Source organism: Paraburkholderia humisilvae (genome assembly GCF_902859855.1).
In the GTDB taxonomy this organism is placed as follows: Bacteria; Pseudomonadota; Gammaproteobacteria; order Burkholderiales; family Burkholderiaceae; genus Paraburkholderia; species Paraburkholderia humisilvae.
On record NZ_CADIKH010000027.1, the window covers coordinates 24,447 to 42,122 of the forward strand.

Consider the following 17,676-nt stretch of genomic DNA (forward strand, 5'->3'; position numbering starts at 1 on the left):
AGGTCGTGGCTCAGATCCCGACGCCGCATAGCGCGAGCACGCCGAGCACGACGAACATCACTGCGGCGATGCCGTGCACGAGCCTGGTCGGAAGCTTGTGCGCGAAGCGATCACCGAGCAGGATGGCCGGCACATTCGCGATCATCATCCCCAGCGTGGTGCCGGCGACGACGCCAAAGAAGTCGTGGAAGCGCGCAGCAAGCGCGACGGTGGCGAGTTGCGTTTTGTCGCCCATTTCCGCGAGGAAGAACGTGACGACCGTCGCACCGAATACGCCGAGATGCGAGCGGTTGGCATTGGCCTCGCCTTCCTCGAGCTTGTCGGGCACGAGAATCCACAGCCCCATGCCGACAAACGATGCGGCGAGCGCCCAGCGCATGACGGTTGGCGTGACGAGAGAGCCGAGCCACGCACCGAGCGCGCCGGCGCCGGCGTGATTGACCAGCGTTGCGGCGAGCACACCGAGAATGATCGGTATTGGCTTGCGATAGCGGGCTGCGAGAACGAGCGAGAGGAGTTGTGTCTTGTCGCCGATTTCGGCGAGCGCGACCGCGCCGGTCGAGACCAGAAAGGCTTCATTCACGTTTTATTGATTTCCTCGGGCCGGATGTGAGCGAGCGACGATCCATCGCGCACCGGGCCCTATTGCAGCGCGCTTTGGATCATCGGTCTCGCCAGGCCAGAGGCTGTGTCTGCCATGGCCGCACGGGCCAAGCTTGTTGACAGACACCCCCGCTGACGACGCAGCAGGGCGGCTACTCCCCAATGAGCGGCGAAGTATAGCACGGCAGTTTGCGTGGAGCGCCCCGTTTGTCGCGCTTTTTTGTCAAGCTGGCCTTTCGGGATATTTCATTGCGACGCGGCTTCTTTCAAACTCCGTCTTCGCCAGGCGCGTCGGAATCCTGAATGCCGGGTCATGTTTCGTAAAGCGATGCGTTTTGAATACCGTGTCATTGTTTAACGTTTGCTTCGGCGCGGCCTGCGTGAGTCCGCCGTCTGCCGCGTCGCATGGGCGAGACGGACGATCGCGAACGGGCCCGTTTCTGGCTGATTTATTGACGAATGTTGAGTATGATCACGGCCTGTCGCGAACATCGCGACAAGACACCATGAAGGTTTGGCGACACGACGCTAAATAAATATTGGTTTGTGCCGTTATATATCGCTAAACCGAAGCAGGACCGGACGACCTGATCGGCGATCGATCTCGATGAAGGATGAGCCTGTGCGCCGTCATGGGCCGGCTTACCTTTCGCAGGCCCCCGCAATCCCATTCGCATGAGCACCGAAATGACCAATTTGCACTGGAGCCTTCCGGTCGCTCGGTGGTCCACATGGCCTGTCGCCGCATCCGCCGCCCCCGATATGGGCTTTATCGAGCCGATCGTACGGCGTCGCCTGAGCAGCCTGTCGCGTATCGCGTTGAAGGTTGCGCACGATTGCGCGGCAGGCCGCGATAGCGTTCGCGTGCTGTTCGCATCCCGGCACGGAGAATTGCGTCGGACTACCGAGATTCTGCGTTCGATCAGCGCAGGCGAGCCGGTATCGCCGACTTCGTTCAGCCTGTCCGTGCTGAATGCGATGTCCGGTGTGTTCGGCATCGCACGCGGTGACCGGTCGGTTGCGGGCGCGTTGTCGGCGGGCGCCGAGACGCTCGGCTACGCGCTGCTCGAAGCTTACGCGCAGTACGCGACGCAGCCGTCGGAACCGGTGCTGCTGGTGTATGCGGACGAGCCGGCGGATCCGGCGTATGGCGCGATCGAAGACGAAGTGAACGGCGGCGCGCTGGCGATTCTGCTCGACGCGTCCGCAGCGGCGGGACGCCTGTCGTGCAGAACGGTGAGTGCAGGCGCGTTGGCCTCCAGCGACGCGAACACGGACAGGACGTCCACCGGCATGGCAGCCGGTGCGCTCGCGCCGGCGGTCTTCGCCACGCAAAGCGAGGCGCTGCTGTATTGCCTCACAGCGCGGACCGCGGCGCAGTGGCGGCGGGGTTTCGTAACATGGGAGTGGAACTGGCATGACGGCCAGGTTTGACTACTACTGGCGCTTGTTTGCCACCGGCATGAGCTTCGTGGCATTCGGCATCTGCGGGCTCGCCTTTTCGCTGCTGGCGTTCCCGTTCGCGTGCCTTTGGCCGGACCGCGCAGCGCGGCAGCGCGCGGTATCCGAACTGATCCACGCGTACTTTCGCGCGCTGGTCGCCGTCCTGCGGGCCATCGGCGTGATGAAGCTCGACGCGGTCGGCGCACAGGCGCTGCGTGTGCGCGGACCCGCCATCGTCGTGGCGAACCATCCGACGTGGCTCGATGTGATGGTGCTGCTGTCACTGACGCCGCGCGCGTGCTGCGTCGTCAAAAGCGCGCATTGGGGCAATCCGGTTTTCTGGGGAATCGTGCGCGCCGCCGGATATGTGAGCAACGCCGATCCGGTCGCACTCGTCGAAACGGGCGCGCGCCAGCTTGCCGCCGGCTACACGATGATCATTTTTCCAGAAGGCACGCGCAGCCCGGCGCCGAACCGGTTGCATGCGTTTTCGCGTGGCTTCGCGTACATGGCGCTCGGCACCCGCGCGCCGGTGTTGCCGGTGCTGATGGATTGCGATCCGCCGGCTTTCTCAAAAGGGATGCGCTGGTACGACGTACCGGCGCGCGCGTTTCATATGCGTGTCAACGTGCTTGCGCCGGTCGCGGTCGAAGGGTTCGCCGCGCCTGACGTGCCGGCGGCGCTCGCGGCGCGCCGCATGACGAATGCGATCGAAGCTCACATTACCCAGCATCTGCTCGACTATGGATTCTTTAAAGCTTGAGATCAAACAGCTTCTGATCGAAGCGCTCGATCTTGAAGACCTCGCACCCGCCGACATCGACGACGACGCTCCGTTATTTTCGACCGACGGCGTGGGCCTTGATTCGATCGATGCGCTCGAGATCGGCATCGTATTGCGCAAGCACTACCAGTTGACGATCGCGGCGAACGATGAAAGCACGCGCGAGCACTTCCGTTCGATCAACACGCTTGCGGCGCTGGTGGCGAGCCAGCGCGAACCGGCGCAGGCCGGCAGTCAGACAATAAAGAAAGGGGAGTAGACCGTGACCGACACAGAAATTCTTGAGCGCATTCGCGCGATCTTCAAGGAGAACTTCGCGATCGAGCCTGAACGCGTAACGCCTGATGCCCATCTGTTCGAAGAACTCGATCTGGACAGCATCGACGCGGTCGATCTCGCGATCAAGCTGCAGGAAATGACCGGACGCCGGATCAAGCCGGAGGAGTTCAAGTCGGTGCGCACGGTGGGCGATGTGATCGTGGCGGTCGAGTCGCTGCTCGCGGCGCAGGGCTGATGCAGCCCGACCGTTCGCGCACGTTGCCCGCCGGCGGCGCGGTGCGGCGGCGCGCGGCACGTACGCTGAGCGTCGCGGCGAAGCTCGCTTATCCGGTCGTGATTCTGGGCGCGTGGCACGGGCATGCGCCGCGTTATATCGGCGGCATGCTGTTTGCGTTGTTCTGTCTGCAGCAGTTGCCGCGCAGCCGCGCGTTCGCGGCATCGATCAAACGTTTCTCGCTGCTCGACTGGACGGTTGCCGCACTGCTCGGGTGCGGCTCGGCGCTGATCGTGCTGACCAACAGCGAACTGCTGCTGCGCATCTATCCGTCGCTCGTGAATCTGGGCTTGCTGATCGCGGTCGGCGCGACGCTCGTGCACGGGCCGTCGATGGTCGAGAAGTTCGCCAGACTGCGCACGCCGGATCTCAGCGCGACGGCGGTCCGCTACACCCGCCGCGTCACGCAGGTGTGGTGCGCGTTCTTCCTGCTAAACGGCGCGTTTTCGCTCTACACCGCGCTGTGCTGGCCGCGTCACGCATGGTCGCTGTATAACGGCGCGGTCGCGTACGGCCTGATCGGCGCGCTGCTGGTTGCCGAAATCGTCTGGCGCCGTCTGGTCGTGCTGCCACGCGTTGCCCGCTCGGAGGCGGCATGAGCCTGGTCGCGCTGCACGACCTGCTGCGCGCCACGCGCGCGTCGCAAACCCCGGTTTGCCGCGATGCGGTGCACGCGGCATCCATCGATTTCGCCGCGTTCCGCGCGCGGGTCCACGCGCTGGCCTCGTGGTTGCGCACGCACGCCGGAGCGCGCTGCGCGCTATGCATCGACGACACCTATGACTTTGCGTGTGCGCTCTTCGCGCTGTTCGCGTGCGGCAAGGAGCCGGTCATTCCGGCCAGTGCGACGCCAGGCTATCTGGCCGATCTTGCCGGCGGCTACGACACAGTGGTGACCGATGCGGACCTGCAGGCGATCGGCAGCGAGCTGACAGCAGACCGCGCCGCGCACGGCGATCGCGCGCTCGACCCGGATGCGCCGCTGACGCTGTACACATCGGGTAGCAGCGGCGCACCGAAGGCGGTCCGCAAGACGCTCGCACAGTTCGACGCCGAGGTCCGAACGCTCGAGCGCGAGTGGGGCGCGCTCGCCGGCGATGCAACAGTCGTCGCGAGCGTGCCGCATCGCCATATCTACGGCTTGCTGTTTCGCGTGCTATGGCCGCTGGCGGCAGGGCGTCCGTTCGATCGCACCGCGCTTGGCGAGCCGCAGCAGTTGCAGGCGCGCATCGACGCCTATCACGCGACGGTAGTCGTGTCCGCGCCCGCGCAGTTGTCGCGCTGGCCCGCGTTGCCTGGATTCGCGACACTCGCGCCGGCGCCGCGTGCATTCTTCTCGTCCGGCGGTCCGCTCGATCGTCCGGCTGCCGATGAATACGCTACGGCATTCGGCACGGCGCCGGTCGAAATCTACGGCAGCACCGAGACCGGCGGTATCGGCTGGCGCCGTCAAAGCGAGTCGTCCGCATGGCGGCCGCTGGCCGGCGTCGCCGCGCGGCGCGGTGCGGAAGGCGCACTCGAAGTGCGCTCACCGCATCTGGGGCATGACGGCTGGCATCGCACCGACGATGCCGTGACCTTCGACGGCGACGGCCGCTTCAGTCTGCAAGGCAGGCTTGATCGCATCGTGAAGCTCGATGGCAAGCGCGTGTCGCTGCCGGAGCTGGAAGCGCGGCTCGCGTTGCATCCGGCCGTCGCGCAGGCAGCGGTGGTGCTGCTTGCCGGTGCGTCGCGCGAGCGCGTCGGCGCGGTGGTGGCGTTAAGCGATGCGGGCAGTGCCGCGTTGCGCGGCAGCGGGCGTGTTGCACTCGCGAAGACCTTGCACCGACACCTTGCCGCGTATTTCGACGCGGTCGTGCTGCCGCGTCGCTGGCGGTTCCGTATCGCGTTGCCGTTCGACGCGCGCGGCAAACTGCCGGCCGTCGCCTTAACCGATGCGTTCCGGCCGGACGCGCAGGGCGTTGAAGTGCTGGCACAAACGCGCAGTGGCGACGACTTCCATTACGACCTGCGCGTACCGCCGACGCTGGTGCATTTTGCCGGCCACTTCCCGGGCGTGCCGATCCTGCCGGGCGTGGTGCAGCTCGACTGGGCGATCCGCTTTGCGGCCGAGCACGTGCCGGGCGTGCGCGCGGTCGCATCGGTTGACCGGTTGAAGTTCATGGCGCCGGTGCGACCCGGCGCGCTGCTCAGCCTGGCGCTGTCGCACGACGCGTCGCGGCGGCGCGTTCAGTTCGCCTACCGGCTCGGTGAGCGGGATTGCGCATCAGGTGTGATCGTGTACCGGGAACAAGCGGGAGAGCGCGCATGAGCTTTGCCGCCTGTATCGTGATTCCGATCTACAACCACAAGGATGCGATCGGCGACACCGTGGCGCGGCTCGCGGTGCATCGGCTGCCGATCTTCGTGGTCGACGACGGCAGCGATGACGCGACGCAAAAGGTGCTGCAGGCGCTGTCTGCGCAATACGCGCCGCAACTGACGCTGCTGCGCCTGCCGGAAAATGGCGGCAAGGGCGCGGCCGTGATGGCCGGGCTGCGCGCCGCGCGCGATGCCGGCTATACGCACGCGCTACAGATCGACGCGGACGGCCAGCACGACGCGAACGACGTGCCCCGCTTCGTCGCGGCGGCGCGCGCGGCGCCCGCGGCCGTGATCATCGGGCGTCCGGTGTACGACGCGAGCGTGCCGAAGGCGCGGCTGATCGGCCGCTATCTGACGCATCTGTGGGTGTGGATCGAAACGCTGTCGTTCACCATCCGCGATTCGATGTGCGGCTTCCGGATCTATCCGCTCGCCAGTGCGTGCGCGCTGATCGAGCGCGTCGCGCTGCCAACCCGCATGGACTTCGATATCGAGATTCTGGTGCGTCTGTACTGGCGGCGCGCGGCGTTTCGCACGATTCCGACGCGTGTCACGTACGCGGCCGACGGCGTGTCCCACTTCGATGTTTGGAGCGACAACCTGCGCATCTCGCGTAGTCATACGCGGCTCGTCTGCGGCATGGTGGTGCGCTTGCCGATGCTGCTCGCGCACAAGGCCATGCCGCGCGATGCGGGCATGCCGCTCGACGCGGACATCCGCACCGGCACCGGCCTTAACACAGCGACGCATGAAGTCGCGCGCGTCGACAGCCGTCACTGGGCGCGTATCGCGGAGCGCGGCAGCCGCGCCGGCATGCTGACGCTTGCGCTGAGTTGCCGCTGGTTCGGCCCGCGCGCGACGGGCTGGTTGCTGCATCCGATCGTTGCGTATTTTCTGCTGACCGGCCGCGCCGCACGCGCGGCGTCGCGACTCTATTTCACGCGTCTCGCGAGCGCCGCACAGGGCGAGCCTGTGCCGCGTCCAGGGTGGCGCTCCGCGTATCGCCAGATGTTCGCGTTCGCGCAGGCGGGGCTCGACAAGCTTGCCGCATGGTCCGGGCGCGTGAATGCCGATGCGGTCGAATTCGACGACCCGCGCATCTTCGAGGCGCTCGCGGCGAGCGGACGCGGTGCGCTCGTCATCGGCGCTCACCTCGGCAACCTCGAAATGATGCGCGCACTCGCGATGCGCGGCGCTTATACGAAGATCACCGCGATCGTCTATACCGAACACGCGCGGCGTTTCAACAGCGTGCTGGCTGGTGCGAACAGCCGCTTCGCACAGCGCCTCGTCGAAGTGAGCGACTTCGGCCCGCAGACGTCGATGATGATGCAGGAGCGCATCGAAGCCGGCGAACTGCTGGTGATTGTCGGCGACCGTGTGCCCACAAGCGAGGCGGGCCGCACGGTGAATGCGCAGTTTCTCGGCGCAAGCGCGCCGTTCGCACAAGGGCCCTACGTGCTCGCGCATGCATTGCGCTGCCCGGTGTATCTGTTCTTCTGCCTGAAGGAGCGCGCCGGCCACCGCGTGTACTTCGAGCCATTCGCCGAGCGCATCGATCTGCCGCGCGGCGAGCGCACCGCGCAGATCGCCGCATGGGCGCAACGCTATGCGCTGCGTCTCGAATACTACTGCCGCAAGGCGCCTTATCAATGGTTCAACTTTTACGATTTCTGGTCCCGTGCCGCGCACGCGCAACCGGCTCGGCGGGGTGTCGTCGACCCGCGCGCGCCGGCGAGATCGAATGGAGAAGCGAATGGCCGAGCATGATCTGATCGACGGCGCGCACACGATGGGCGAGTACACAACCGATGCGCACGCAACCGGTGCGACGGCTGCCCCGTCGGCACCGGTGGTGGTCGGCGGCCGTCGCATGACGATCGAAGAAGTGGTCGCGATTGCGCGGCACCGCGCGCCGGTGGCACTGAACGCCGATCCGGCGTGGCGCGCGCGGATTGAACGCGGCGCGGCGTTCCTGCGCCGCCATCTCGCGTCCGGCGCGACGGTCTACGGCGTGACGACCGGTTATGGCGAAGCGTGCGTGGTCGACGTGCCGATGGCGCTCGTCGAAGCGCTGCCGCTGCAACTGACGCGCTACCACGGTTGCGGGATGGGCGCGTATCTCGACGACGGGCAGACGCTCGCGGTCATCGCCGCGCGACTCAATTCGCTGGCGTACGGTCTGTCGGGCGTGCGGCCGGTGCTGCTCGAACGGCTCGCCGATCTGATCAATCATCGCGTGCTGCCACGCATCCCGTCGGAAGGCTCGGTCGGCGCGAGTGGCGATCTGACGCCGCTGTCGTATGTCGCCGCCGCGCTCGCCGGCGAGCGCGACGTGCTGTTTCGCGGCGCACTGCGCGACGCACGCGGCGTATGGGCCGAGCTCGGTCACGCGCCGCTCGTGCTGGCGCCGAAGGAAGGGCTCGCGTTGATGAACGGCACCGCGGTGATGACCGGGCTTGCCTGTCTCGCGTTCGCGCGAGCCGATCATCTGACCCGTATCGCGGCGCGATTGACCGCGTTGTCGACGGTCGCGCTCGACGGCCGCGCCGCGCATTTCGACGCACTGATCTTCGCGGCGAAACCGCACGCGGGTCAGGCCGAAGCGGCCGCATGGATTCGCGCGGACCTCGCCGGCCGCGCCGATACACCCGGGCATCGGCTGCAGGACCGCTATTCGGTGCGCTGCGCGCCGCATGTGATCGGCGTGGCGCGCGATGCGCTGTCGTGGGTCCGGCGCGATATCGAGAACGAACTCAATAGCGCGAACGACAATCCGCTGATCGATCCGGACAGCGAGCAGGTGCTGCACGGCGGCAACTTCTACGGCGGTCACATCGCGTTCGCGATGGACGCGCTGAAGACGGCGGTCGCGAATCTCGCGGACCTGATGGACCGGCAGTTCGCGCTACTGGTCGACGATAAATTCAACAACGGCCTGCCGCGCAACCTGTCGGGCGCGGCACCCGAGCGCGCACCGATCAATCATGGCTTCAAGGCGGTGCAGATCTCGTCGTCCGCGTGGACCGCCGAGGCGCTGAAGCTGACGATGCCCGCGAGCGTGTTCTCGCGTTCGACCGAATCGCACAACCAGGACAAGGTCAGCATGGGCACGATCGCCGCGCGCGATTGTCTGCGCGTGATCGAGTTGACCGAGCAGGTGGCCGCCGCGCATACGCTGGCCGCGATCCAGGCGTTGCGGCTACGGGTGCGCGGCGCCGCGTCGACGCTGGTGCCCACGCCGCTCTGTGCGTTCGCGGACAGCGTGAGCGCGCAGTCGCCGTTCGTCGACGAAGACCGGCCGCTCGAGCACGATCTGCGCGCGCTGACCGCGCGGATCGCCGATTGCGCGCTGGTCGATGGGTTTGGCGGGGAGGGCGGCGATGCACGCAATCGTTAAGCCGGTGCCCGCGCTCAGCGCGAGCGCATCCGTCGAAGTGCCGTTTCACGACGTCGATGCGATGAACGTCTGCTGGCACGGTCACTATCTGAAGTACTTCGAGATTGGCCGCGCGGCGTTGCTGCGCGCGTTCGACTACGACTATCGCGAGATGCAGGCGTCCGGCTACCTGTGGCCCGTCGTCGAAGCGCATCTGAAGTACGTGCGGCCGGCCACGTATGGTCAGGCGCTCGACGTGCAGGCGGAACTGCTCGAGTATCAGAACCGGCTGAAGATCGGTTATCAGATCGTCGATCGCGCGTCCGGCACACGGCTCACGAAGGGCTACACGATTCAGGTCGCAGTCGAGGCGGCGACGCAGGAATTGCAGTTCGTGTCGCCGCCGGTGGTGTTCGACAAGCTGGAGCGCGCATGGGCACGCTGAATCGACGGTCATCCTGGCGGGCGACGCCTGCACGGCTGCTGTGCGCGACCCGGGTCGCCGCGCTGTTCGCGGTCCCGCTGGCGGGCGTGAGCGCGCTTGCCACGCTGTGCATCGCGCCTGCGGGCGCCGCGACGAGCGCGAGCGTGGCCGGCAATCCGTCGCTGGTCGCGACGATCGCCGCGCACCTTGCCGAAGCGAAAGGCGTGCGCGCGCAATTCAAGCAGACGCAGACCCTCGCTGCAATGCGCGAGCCGCTGGTCAGCACCGGTTCGCTGCTGTTTGTCCGCGACCGCGGCGTGCTGTGGGAGATCGATACGCCGTACCGGACCACCTATGTGATCGACGACGCCGGCGTGAATGAAGTGAACGCGAACGGCCAGCGCACCAGGGGTTCAGGCGCGCGTGGTGCGGGCGGCGCGCACGGCGTCGCGCAGGTGTCGCGGATGATGCGCGCGATGCTGGGCGGCGACCTGTCGGCGTTATACGCGCAATTCAACGTCGATGCGCGCGGCACGACCGCGCATTGGCAGATGCAACTGACGCCGAATCAGCCGCAGCTCGCGCAGTCGATCCGCAGCTTGCAGATGGCCGGCGGCGCGTATCTGCAGACATTGCGCATCACGCTCGCGAACGGCGACGTCACGCAAATCGACTTCACCGGCAGCACCGCGGTCGATGCGCCGAGTTCCGCTGAACGCGCGCTGTTCGGGGCGTCGTGATGGATCTTCTGGCGCAACAGCGGTTCGTGTGGCGGCGCTGGGGCATCCGTGCCGCATGGCTGATGATCGCGCTCGCCGCGGCGCTCTTTTGCGTGTGGCGCTTCGCCGGTCCCGCGCCGCTGCAGACGAATCTGCTCGCACTGCTGCCTGAGACCGAGGCCGACCCGGTCGCCGAGAAAGCGGTGGACACGCTTGCCGCCGCGCTTGGCGAGCGCACCGTGCTGGTCGTCACGAGCCGCGACGCCGGTCACGCGAAAACGGCCGCCGCCGATCTCGCCGCGACACTGACGGCGAGTGGCGCGTTTCGCTCAGTGACGGCGAAGTTGCCGCCATTCGATCTGTCGCAAATCGGCGGCCTTTATCTGCCGTACCGCTTCAATCTGCTGACGCCGGCGGACCGCGCGGTGCTCACCGACGGATCGGTCGCGCTGCACGACGCGCTGGCACGGCGTCTGTACAACCCGCTGCGCGGCGGTCTTGCGACTCCACTCGCCGACGATCCGTTCGGCTGGCTCGAACACTGGCTCGCGGTGTTGCCGCTCGCGACGTCGAACCTCGACGTGGAAGACGGGCTGCTGGTCGCGCACCGGGGCGACGCCACCAGCGTGCTGGTGGTGGCGACGCTGCCGGGCTCCGCGTATGAAACGCAAGTCGAGCAGGCGGTGCTGGGCGCGGTATCGCGCGGCGAAGCGCAACTTCGCACGCAGTTTCCCGATGTGTCGCTCGCGCGCACCGGCGCGGTGTTTTATGCGCAGGCGGCGCGCAGCGCGGCCGAGCGCGACGTGCATCTGATTGCCGCGGTTTCCGTGTGCGGCATCGCGTTGCTGATGCTGTGGGTGTTTCGTTCGCCGCGCCTGCTGGTGCTTGGTTTCGTGTCGACCGCGCTGGGGATTGTCTGCGCGCTCGCGGCGACACTGCTCGTGTTCGGCAAGCTGCATCTGGTGACGCTCGTGTTCGGCGCGAGTCTGATCGGTGAGGCGGTCGACTACTCGATCCAGTATTTCGTCGTCTATCTCGGCGCGTCGCGCGCCCAGCGCGTTCGCTGGAATCCGTGGCGGGGCGCGCGCGCGGTGCGTCCGGCGCTGACGGTTGCGCTCACCACGAGTCTGCTCGGCTACGCGATTCTCGCGTGCGTCCCGTTCCCCGCGTTGCGGCAGATCGCCTGCTTCGCGATCGTCGGGATCTGCGCGGCGTTCGCGTCAGTGCTGACGTTGCTGCCCGCGTTGCTGCCGCACGCGCCAAAACGCGATTCGCGGCGTCTGTTCGACGCGGCCGCGCGTCTGCTCGAACGCTGGCATCGGTGGCTCGGCGGGCGTCGAGCGTGGCTCGTCGCCGCGTTGCTGTGCGCGGTGTCGGTGCCGGGATGGCTGCGTCTGTCGGGTGACGACGACATCCATTTGCTGGTCCAGCGCGATGCGACGCTTGCCGCCCAGGAGCAGGTCATCCGTGCGGCAATCGGCGTTGAAAACACCGCACAGTTCTTCGTCGTGCGCGGTGCGACGCCCGAGCTCGTGCTGCAGCGCGCGGAGGCGCTCGGTGCCGCGCTCGACGGGCTCGGCGGCACGCAGTCAGTCGACGGCTGGCAGTCGGTCACGTCGTTCGTGCCATCCGTACAACGTCAGGCGGACGATCGCGCGCTGCTCGCGCAGCACGTCTTCGGTGACCCCGCCGGACTGCGCGCGACCCTCGTCGCCGCGGGCTTTCGCGATACCGTGGCCGATGCGTGGCTCGATGCGTACCGGCAGTCGGCGAACGCTGGCCCGCTGACGCTTGATCACTGGCTCGCCGCGCCGTGGTCGACGCCGTTCCGCCATCTGTGGCTCGGCGCGACCGATACCGTGCCGCCCGGCTACGCGGCGCTCGTGATCCCGCGCCGCGTGAACGACACGAACCGGCCGTTGCTCGAGCGCACCGCGCACACGCTGCCCGGTGTCGTGCTGGTCGACAAGGCGGCGAGCGTGTCGAAGCTGTTCGGCGCGTATCGGCTCGACAGCATGCTGTGGCTGGCCGGCGCACTGGCGCTTGTGCTGATGCTGTCGATGTTCCGCTACGGGCTGTCCGGCGGCGTCGCGGTCGTGCTGCCGGTGCTGCTTGCGATGGGGGTGACGCTCGCGGTATTCGGCTATGCGCGCATCCCGCTCAACCTGTTCAACTGTCTCGCGCTGATGCTCGTGCTCGGCGTCGGCTCGAACTACGCGGTGTTTCTGCGCGAAGGGTGTCTGCGCGACGGCGCCGATCTCGGCGCGGTATGGACCGGCGTGCTGTTGTCCGCGGCGACGACGCTGCTGTCGTTCGGCATGCTCGGCGCCAGCTCGATGCCCGCGCTGCATAGCTTCGGCGTCACGCTTGCGCTCGGCATTGCCGTGTCGGTGCTGCTTGCGCCGATCGGCATGTCCACGCATTCACGGAGCACCGCATGAGCGCCTGGCATCAAACGGGACCCGCGACGCGGCCCGTCTATCTGCACGCCCCCGGCATGATCAATGCGCTTGGCCACGATGTCGAATCGATCGCGCACGCGCTTGCCGCCGGACACGCGCAAGGCATGACCATGATGCGCACCGGCATCGGCGACATGCTGGTCGGCCGTGTGATGGACCCGCTCGAGATCGCGCCGCCGGAAACGCTGGCGCGCTACGACTGCCGCAACAACCGGATACTGCTCGCCGCGCTCGCGCAGATCGCGCCGCACGTCGAAGCGGCGCGCGCGCGCTTTGGCCCGCACCGTATCGGTGTGGTGCTCGGCACCAGCACGTCCGGCATCGCGGCCGCCGAGGCGGCGTTTGCCCATCAGGCGCGCGAAGGCACGCTGCCCCGACATTTCGACTACCGGCAAATGGAAATCGGCGCCGCCGCGCCATTTGCCGCGGCGGCGCTTGGCGTCGACGGTCCGGCCTTCACGGTGTCGACCGCGTGCACGTCGAGTGCGAAGGCGTTTGTGTCCGCGCGCCGGCTGTTGCAACTGCAGTTGTGCGACGCGGTGGTCGTGGGCGGCGTCGACTCGCTATGCGAGTTGACCGTGCAAGGCTTTGCGTCGCTCGAATCGACCAGCGCGACGCGCACCAATCCGATGAGTGTGAACCGCTGCGGCATCAACGTCGGCGAAGGCGCGGCGGTGTTCCTGATGAGCCGCGAGGAAGGCCCAGTCGCGCTGGTCGGCGCGGGTGAGGCGAGCGACGCTCACCATATTTCCGCACCGGACCCGCACGGCATCGGCGGCGAGCTTGCGTTGCGCGAAGCATTGCGCGACGCGAATCTGTCGCCGTCCGCGATTGGCTATGTGAATCTGCACGCGACCGCGACGCGCAAAAACGATGAAATGGAAGCGCACCTGATGACGCGCGTTTTCGCGCACGGCGTCGCGGCGAGCGGCACGAAGCCGTACACCGGCCATCAACTCGGCGCGGCCGGCGCGACCGAACTCGGCTTCGCGTGGCTCACGCTTGCGCGCGACGGCATTGCGCTACCGCGCCATTGCTGGGACGGACAGGCCGACCCTGCGCTGCCGCCGCTTGACCTTGTCGAAAACGAACGCTATCTGCCGCGCGGCACGGGTCCGCGCTATGTGATGAGCAACTCGTTTGCATTCGGCGGCAGCAATGCCAGCCTGATTCTCGCAGGGTGAACCGACCATGGCCGAAACGAATTCACTGATTGCGCATTGCGTCGACGCCGACCCGGCGTTCGCGCCGATCGACGAGATTCTGCCGCATCGCGGAACGATGCTGCTGATCGAGCGCGTCAGCGCGTGCACCGACGACACGCTGACCGCGCACGCGACAGTCGACGCGCACGCGTGGTATGCGGACGCCGACGGCGCGATGCCCGCGTGGATCGGCGTCGAACTGATGGCGCAGGCGATTGCCGCGCATGTGTCGGTAATCGCGCTGCGCGCGGGCGGCCGCGCGCGGCCCGGCGTGCTGCTCGGCTCGCGCAGCTATCAGGCGCACGTGCCGGCCTTCACGCGCGGCGCGCCATTGCGCATCGATGTCAAGGAAGTGCTGCGCAGCACCGAAGGGCACGGTGCGTACGAATGCACGATCGATCACGACGGCGCACGGGTGGCCGAAGCGGTCATCAAGGTGTTCCAGCCGACCGATTTTCACGCATTTATCGAAGGGAGTATCGAGTCATGAGTCGCCGCGTTCTCGTTACCGGCGCAAGCCGCGGCATCGGCCGCGCGATTGCTTATCAACTGGCCGCGGATGGCTTCGCGGTGAGCGTCGGCTGTCGCACCGGCCGCAGCGAAGCGGAGGCGATCATCGCCGGTATCACCGCGCAGGGCGGCGCCGCGCGCGTGCTGCAGTTCGACGTGCGCGAGCGCGCCACGTGCCGCGCGGTGCTCGAAGCCGATGTCGCGGCGCATGGTCCGTACTACGGCATCGTGTGCAGCGCCGGCGTCACGCGTGACGCCGCCTTTCCCGCGCTGACCGACGACGACTGGGACATCGTAATCGAAACCGGGCTCGATGCGTTCTACAACGTCGTCCATCCGCTGACCATGCCGATGGTGCGCGCCAAGCAGGGTGGCCGCATCGTCACGATCGCATCGGTATCCGGCGTGATCGGCAATCGCGGCCAGGTCAACTACAGCGCGGCGAAAGCAGGCCTGATCGGCGCGACCAAGGCGCTGGCCGTCGAACTCGCGTCGCGCGGCATCACGGTCAACTGCGTTGCGCCCGGCCTGATCGAAACCGGCATGCTCGACGACGTGCCGCTCGAGCATGCGCTGAAGACCGTGCCGATGAACCGCGTCGGCCAGCCCGCCGAAGTGGCGGCGGTGGTCAGCTTCCTGATGTCGGATGCGGCGTCTTACGTGACGCGCCAGGTGCTCGGCGTGAATGGCGGGATGGTGTGATGAAGCGCGTCGTCATTACCGGCATGGGCGGCGTGACCGCATTCGGCAGCCGCTGGGACGAGATCGAAGCGGCGCTGAAGGCCGGCCGCAACGCGGTGCGGCGCATGCCGCAATGGGATTACTTCGAGTCGCTGCATACGCGTCTGGCGTGTCCGCTGCCGGCCTTTGATACGCCTGCGCACTACCCGCGCAAGAAGACGCGTGCGATGGGGCCGGTTTCGATGTACGCGGTGCGCGCCAGCGAACTGGCGCTCGCGGACGCGGGCCTTGCCGACGATGCCTCGATTGCCGACGGCCGCATGGGCGTTGCGTACGGTTCGTCGTCCGGCTCGGTCGAGCCGATTCGCGCGTTCGGCGCGATGCTCGATACCGGCTCGATGACCAGCGTCACGTCGAACAGCTACGTGCAGATGATGCCGCATACCACGGCCGTCAACGTGAGCCTGTTCTGGGATCTGAAAGGCCGCATCGTGCCGACGTCGTCCGCGTGCGTGTCGGGCAGCTAGGCAATCGGCTACGCGTACGAGACGATCGCGACCGGCAAGGCTGCGCTGATGCTCGCAGGTGGCGCGGAGGAGCTGTCAGGGCCGGCGGTCGCCGTGTTCGACACGCTTTACGCGACCAGTACGCGCAACGATGAAGCGCATCTGACGCCGCGCCCGTTCGACGCGGCGCGTGATGGCCTTGTCGTCGGCGAAGGCGCGGCGACGCTGGTGCTCGAAGAGTATGAGCATGCACGTGCCCGCGGCGCGCGCATCCATGCGGAGGTGGTCGGCTTCGGCTGCAACTCGGACGGCGCGCATATGACGCAGCCGAGCGCCAATACGATGGCGCGCGCGATGCAGCTGGCGCTCGACGACGCACAGTTGCATGGCGACGCGATCGCATACGTGAATGCGCACGGCACCGCGACGGACCGTGGCGATGTCGCCGAAAGCGCGGCGACCGCACAGACGTTCGGCGCGCGCATGCCGATCAGCTCGCTGAAGAGCTATATCGGGCATACGCTCGGTGCGTGCGGCGCGATCGAGGCGTGGTGGACGATCGAGATGATGAAACGCAACTGGTATGCGCCGACGCTGAACCTCACGCAAGTCGACCCCGCGTGCGCACCGCTCGATTACATCACCGGCGCCGGCCGTGAGATGGATGCCGAGTACGCGATGAGCAACAACTTCGCGTTCGGCGGCATCAACACGTCGCTGATTTTCAGGCGTGTTCGATGAACGCACCGCATCAGCCCGAACTCAAGCGCGGAACTCAGCGCGAAACTCAGCGCGAAATCCGCCGCGTCGTCGTGACCGGCATGGGCATCGTGTCGTGTCTCGGCAATTCGCTCGAGCGCGTGTCGGCCGCATTGCGCGACGGCACGAGCGGCATCGTGCGCGTCGACGCGTGGCGCGAACGCGGCTTCGCGAGCCAGGTGGCGGGCGTCGCGTCGACTGACGACGCGCCGCCGTTTGCGCGCAAGCTCGAACGCTTTATGGGCGACACCGCGCGCTTTGCCTGTCACGCGGCGCGCCGCGCACTCGACGACGCGGGTCTGCCGCCCGATGCGCTCCGATCGCCGCGCGCCGGCGCGGTGATCGGCTCGGGCGTCGGCACGATGTCGACCTACGACGCGGCGATCTCGGCCGCGCTCACGCGCGGCGTCGACAAGGTGCCGCCATACACGGTGCCGCAGGCGATGAGCAGCACGGCGTCCGCGAATGTCGCCCAGCTGTTCGGCATCGAGGGGGTCGCGTATTCGCCGTCGTCGGCGTGCACCACGTCCGCGCTCGCGATCGGCCAGGCGATGCAACTGGTCGCCAGTGGCGCGCAGGATATCGTGCTCGCGGGCGGCAGCGAAGGGCTGCACGACAACATGACCTTGATGTTCGATGCGATGCACGCGCTGTCGCGCCGCTCGAACGACGAACCGCAGCGCGCATCGTGTCCGTACGACATCGCGCGGGATGGTTTCGTGATCGCATCCGGGGGTGGTGTGCTGGTGCTCGAGTCGCTCGAGCATGCCCGCGCGCGCGGGGCGCGCATCCACGCCGAACTGACCGGGTTCGGGCAGTGCACCGATGGCGCAGGGATGGTGACGCCGCGCGCACAGGGCATCGCGCGCGCGATCAACGGCGCGCTCGCGGATGCCGGCCGGCCGATACCCGATTACGTGAACACGCACGGGCCGTCGACACCGCTTGGCGATCTCGAGGAACTGCGCGCGATGCAGACGGTATGGGGCGCGCGCGTCCCGCCGTTTTCGTCGACGAAAGGATTGACCGGGCATCCGCTCGGCGCCTGCGGCGTGCACGAAGCGATCTATGCGCTGCTGATGATGCGCGACGGGTTTATCGCCGGTACGCCGCGAATTGCGACGCCGGATCCTTGCATCGACGGCATGCCGCTGGTTCGTGCGACGCGCGCAGCGACGCTCGACCGCGTGATGTCGATTTCATTCGGGTTCGGCGGCAGTTGCGCGAGCCTGATGTTCGAGGCATGGAAGGGCTGCTAGCGCGAACAGGTCCGTGGTTTTCTTC

16 protein-coding genes, 1 pseudogene and 1 riboswitch are annotated in these 17,676 nt (G+C 67.2%); of the genes and pseudogenes, 16 read left to right on the forward strand and 1 reads right to left on the reverse strand.

The features are described from left to right. Window positions 1-10 precede the first annotated feature (10 nt). Window positions 11-583: a TMEM165/GDT1 family protein gene (locus HV796_RS25320; protein WP_175229243.1), complete on the reverse strand. Its 573-nt coding sequence runs from the start codon at window positions 581-583 to the stop codon at window positions 11-13. Window positions 584-595: 12 nt separating this feature from the next. Beyond that, a riboswitch (yybP-ykoY riboswitch) is annotated at window positions 596-776 on the reverse strand. Between the two features lie 514 nt (window positions 777-1,290). Between HV796_RS25320 and HV796_RS25325 the strand changes: the two genes are divergently transcribed. The 16 genes and pseudogenes from HV796_RS25325 to HV796_RS25400 all read left to right on the forward strand — a co-directional run bounded on the left by HV796_RS25325 (window position 1,291) and on the right by HV796_RS25400 (window position 17,651). Then, window positions 1,291-2,037 (forward strand): beta-ketoacyl synthase chain length factor, encoded by a 747-nt coding sequence (locus HV796_RS25325; protein ID WP_175229244.1) that lies wholly within the window; start codon window positions 1,291-1,293, stop codon window positions 2,035-2,037. Beyond that, the gene (locus tag HV796_RS25330; RefSeq protein WP_175229245.1) at window positions 2,021-2,809 is read left to right on the forward strand and encodes a lysophospholipid acyltransferase family protein; all 789 of its coding nucleotides are present in this window, start codon (window positions 2,021-2,023) and stop codon (window positions 2,807-2,809) included. Before HV796_RS25325 ends, HV796_RS25330 begins: the two co-directional genes overlap by 17 nt. Further along, a complete protein-coding gene (locus HV796_RS25335) occupies window positions 2,790-3,089 on the forward strand; it encodes a phosphopantetheine-binding protein (protein WP_175229246.1) in 300 nt (99 codons plus the stop codon). The genes HV796_RS25330 and HV796_RS25335 overlap by 20 nt, the downstream gene beginning before the upstream one ends. A 3-nt stretch (window positions 3,090-3,092) precedes the next feature. Further along, window positions 3,093-3,344 carry an acyl carrier protein gene (locus HV796_RS25340; protein WP_175229247.1) on the forward strand — a complete coding sequence of 84 codons (252 nt, stop codon included), beginning with the start codon at window positions 3,093-3,095 and terminating at the stop codon, window positions 3,342-3,344. Next, window positions 3,344-3,982 carry a COG4648 family protein gene (locus HV796_RS25345; RefSeq protein WP_246356030.1) on the forward strand — a complete coding sequence of 213 codons (639 nt, stop codon included), beginning with the start codon at window positions 3,344-3,346 and terminating at the stop codon, window positions 3,980-3,982. The genes HV796_RS25340 and HV796_RS25345 overlap by 1 nt, the downstream gene beginning before the upstream one ends. A 2-nt stretch (window positions 3,983-3,984) precedes the next feature. Beyond that, window positions 3,985-5,694 carry an ApeI family dehydratase gene (locus HV796_RS25350; RefSeq protein ID WP_175229304.1) on the forward strand — a complete coding sequence of 570 codons (1,710 nt, stop codon included), beginning with the start codon at window positions 3,985-3,987 and terminating at the stop codon, window positions 5,692-5,694. Further along, window positions 5,691-7,517, forward strand: coding sequence for a glycosyltransferase family 2 protein (locus tag HV796_RS25355; RefSeq protein WP_175229248.1), 1,827 nt, complete (start codon window positions 5,691-5,693; stop codon window positions 7,515-7,517). Before HV796_RS25350 ends, HV796_RS25355 begins: the two co-directional genes overlap by 4 nt. Beyond that, window positions 7,504-9,147: an HAL/PAL/TAL family ammonia-lyase gene (locus HV796_RS25360; RefSeq protein WP_175229249.1), complete on the forward strand. Its 1,644-nt coding sequence runs from the start codon at window positions 7,504-7,506 to the stop codon at window positions 9,145-9,147. The genes HV796_RS25355 and HV796_RS25360 overlap by 14 nt, the downstream gene beginning before the upstream one ends. Continuing rightward, window positions 9,131-9,571 (forward strand): acyl-CoA thioesterase, encoded by a 441-nt coding sequence (locus HV796_RS25365; protein ID WP_175229250.1) that lies wholly within the window; start codon window positions 9,131-9,133, stop codon window positions 9,569-9,571. Before HV796_RS25360 ends, HV796_RS25365 begins: the two co-directional genes overlap by 17 nt. After that, window positions 9,559-10,290 (forward strand): LolA family protein, encoded by a 732-nt coding sequence (locus HV796_RS25370; protein WP_175229251.1) that lies wholly within the window; start codon window positions 9,559-9,561, stop codon window positions 10,288-10,290. The genes HV796_RS25365 and HV796_RS25370 overlap by 13 nt, the downstream gene beginning before the upstream one ends. Further along, on the forward strand, window positions 10,290-12,710 hold the full coding sequence (locus tag HV796_RS25375; RefSeq protein ID WP_175229252.1) for an MMPL family transporter: 2,421 nt from the start codon (window positions 10,290-10,292) through the stop codon (window positions 12,708-12,710). The genes HV796_RS25370 and HV796_RS25375 overlap by 1 nt, the downstream gene beginning before the upstream one ends. After that, window positions 12,707-13,915: a beta-ketoacyl-[acyl-carrier-protein] synthase family protein gene (locus HV796_RS25380; RefSeq protein ID WP_175229253.1), complete on the forward strand. Its 1,209-nt coding sequence runs from the start codon at window positions 12,707-12,709 to the stop codon at window positions 13,913-13,915. Before HV796_RS25375 ends, HV796_RS25380 begins: the two co-directional genes overlap by 4 nt. Before the next feature lie 7 nt (window positions 13,916-13,922). Next, a complete protein-coding gene (locus HV796_RS25385) occupies window positions 13,923-14,426 on the forward strand; it encodes a hotdog family protein (protein WP_175229254.1) in 504 nt (167 codons plus the stop codon). After that, on the forward strand, window positions 14,423-15,148 hold the full coding sequence (locus HV796_RS25390; protein ID WP_175229255.1) for a 3-ketoacyl-ACP reductase FabG2: 726 nt from the start codon (window positions 14,423-14,425) through the stop codon (window positions 15,146-15,148). The genes HV796_RS25385 and HV796_RS25390 overlap by 4 nt, the downstream gene beginning before the upstream one ends. Then, window positions 15,148-16,374 (forward strand): annotated as a pseudogene (locus HV796_RS25395) (beta-ketoacyl-ACP synthase). Before HV796_RS25390 ends, HV796_RS25395 begins: the two are co-directional and overlap by 1 nt. Next, window positions 16,371-17,651 (forward strand): beta-ketoacyl-[acyl-carrier-protein] synthase family protein, encoded by a 1,281-nt coding sequence (locus HV796_RS25400; RefSeq protein ID WP_175229256.1) that lies wholly within the window; start codon window positions 16,371-16,373, stop codon window positions 17,649-17,651. Before HV796_RS25395 ends, HV796_RS25400 begins: the two are co-directional and overlap by 4 nt. The last annotated feature ends 25 nt before the right edge of the window (window positions 17,652-17,676 follow it).

Coding starts and splice junctions, on each gene's coding strand:
- HV796_RS25380 (WP_175229253.1), top strand. CDS start 12,707: ATGAGCGCCTGGCATCAAACGGGACCCGCGACGCGGCCCGTCTATCTG.
- HV796_RS25330 (WP_175229245.1), top strand. CDS start 2,021: ATGACGGCCAGGTTTGACTACTACTGGCGCTTGTTTGCCACCGGCATG.
- HV796_RS25360 (WP_175229249.1), top strand. CDS start 7,504: ATGGCCGAGCATGATCTGATCGACGGCGCGCACACGATGGGCGAGTAC.
- HV796_RS25345 (WP_246356030.1), top strand. CDS start 3,344: ATGCAGCCCGACCGTTCGCGCACGTTGCCCGCCGGCGGCGCGGTGCGG.
- HV796_RS25325 (WP_175229244.1), top strand. CDS start 1,291: ATGACCAATTTGCACTGGAGCCTTCCGGTCGCTCGGTGGTCCACATGG.
- HV796_RS25355 (WP_175229248.1), top strand. CDS start 5,691: ATGAGCTTTGCCGCCTGTATCGTGATTCCGATCTACAACCACAAGGAT.
- HV796_RS25365 (WP_175229250.1), top strand. CDS start 9,131: ATGCACGCAATCGTTAAGCCGGTGCCCGCGCTCAGCGCGAGCGCATCC.
- HV796_RS25385 (WP_175229254.1), top strand. CDS start 13,923: ATGGCCGAAACGAATTCACTGATTGCGCATTGCGTCGACGCCGACCCG.
- HV796_RS25370 (WP_175229251.1), top strand. CDS start 9,559: ATGGGCACGCTGAATCGACGGTCATCCTGGCGGGCGACGCCTGCACGG.
- HV796_RS25335 (WP_175229246.1), top strand. CDS start 2,790: ATGGATTCTTTAAAGCTTGAGATCAAACAGCTTCTGATCGAAGCGCTC.
- HV796_RS25400 (WP_175229256.1), top strand. CDS start 16,371: ATGAACGCACCGCATCAGCCCGAACTCAAGCGCGGAACTCAGCGCGAA.
- HV796_RS25390 (WP_175229255.1), top strand. CDS start 14,423: ATGAGTCGCCGCGTTCTCGTTACCGGCGCAAGCCGCGGCATCGGCCGC.
- HV796_RS25375 (WP_175229252.1), top strand. CDS start 10,290: ATGGATCTTCTGGCGCAACAGCGGTTCGTGTGGCGGCGCTGGGGCATC.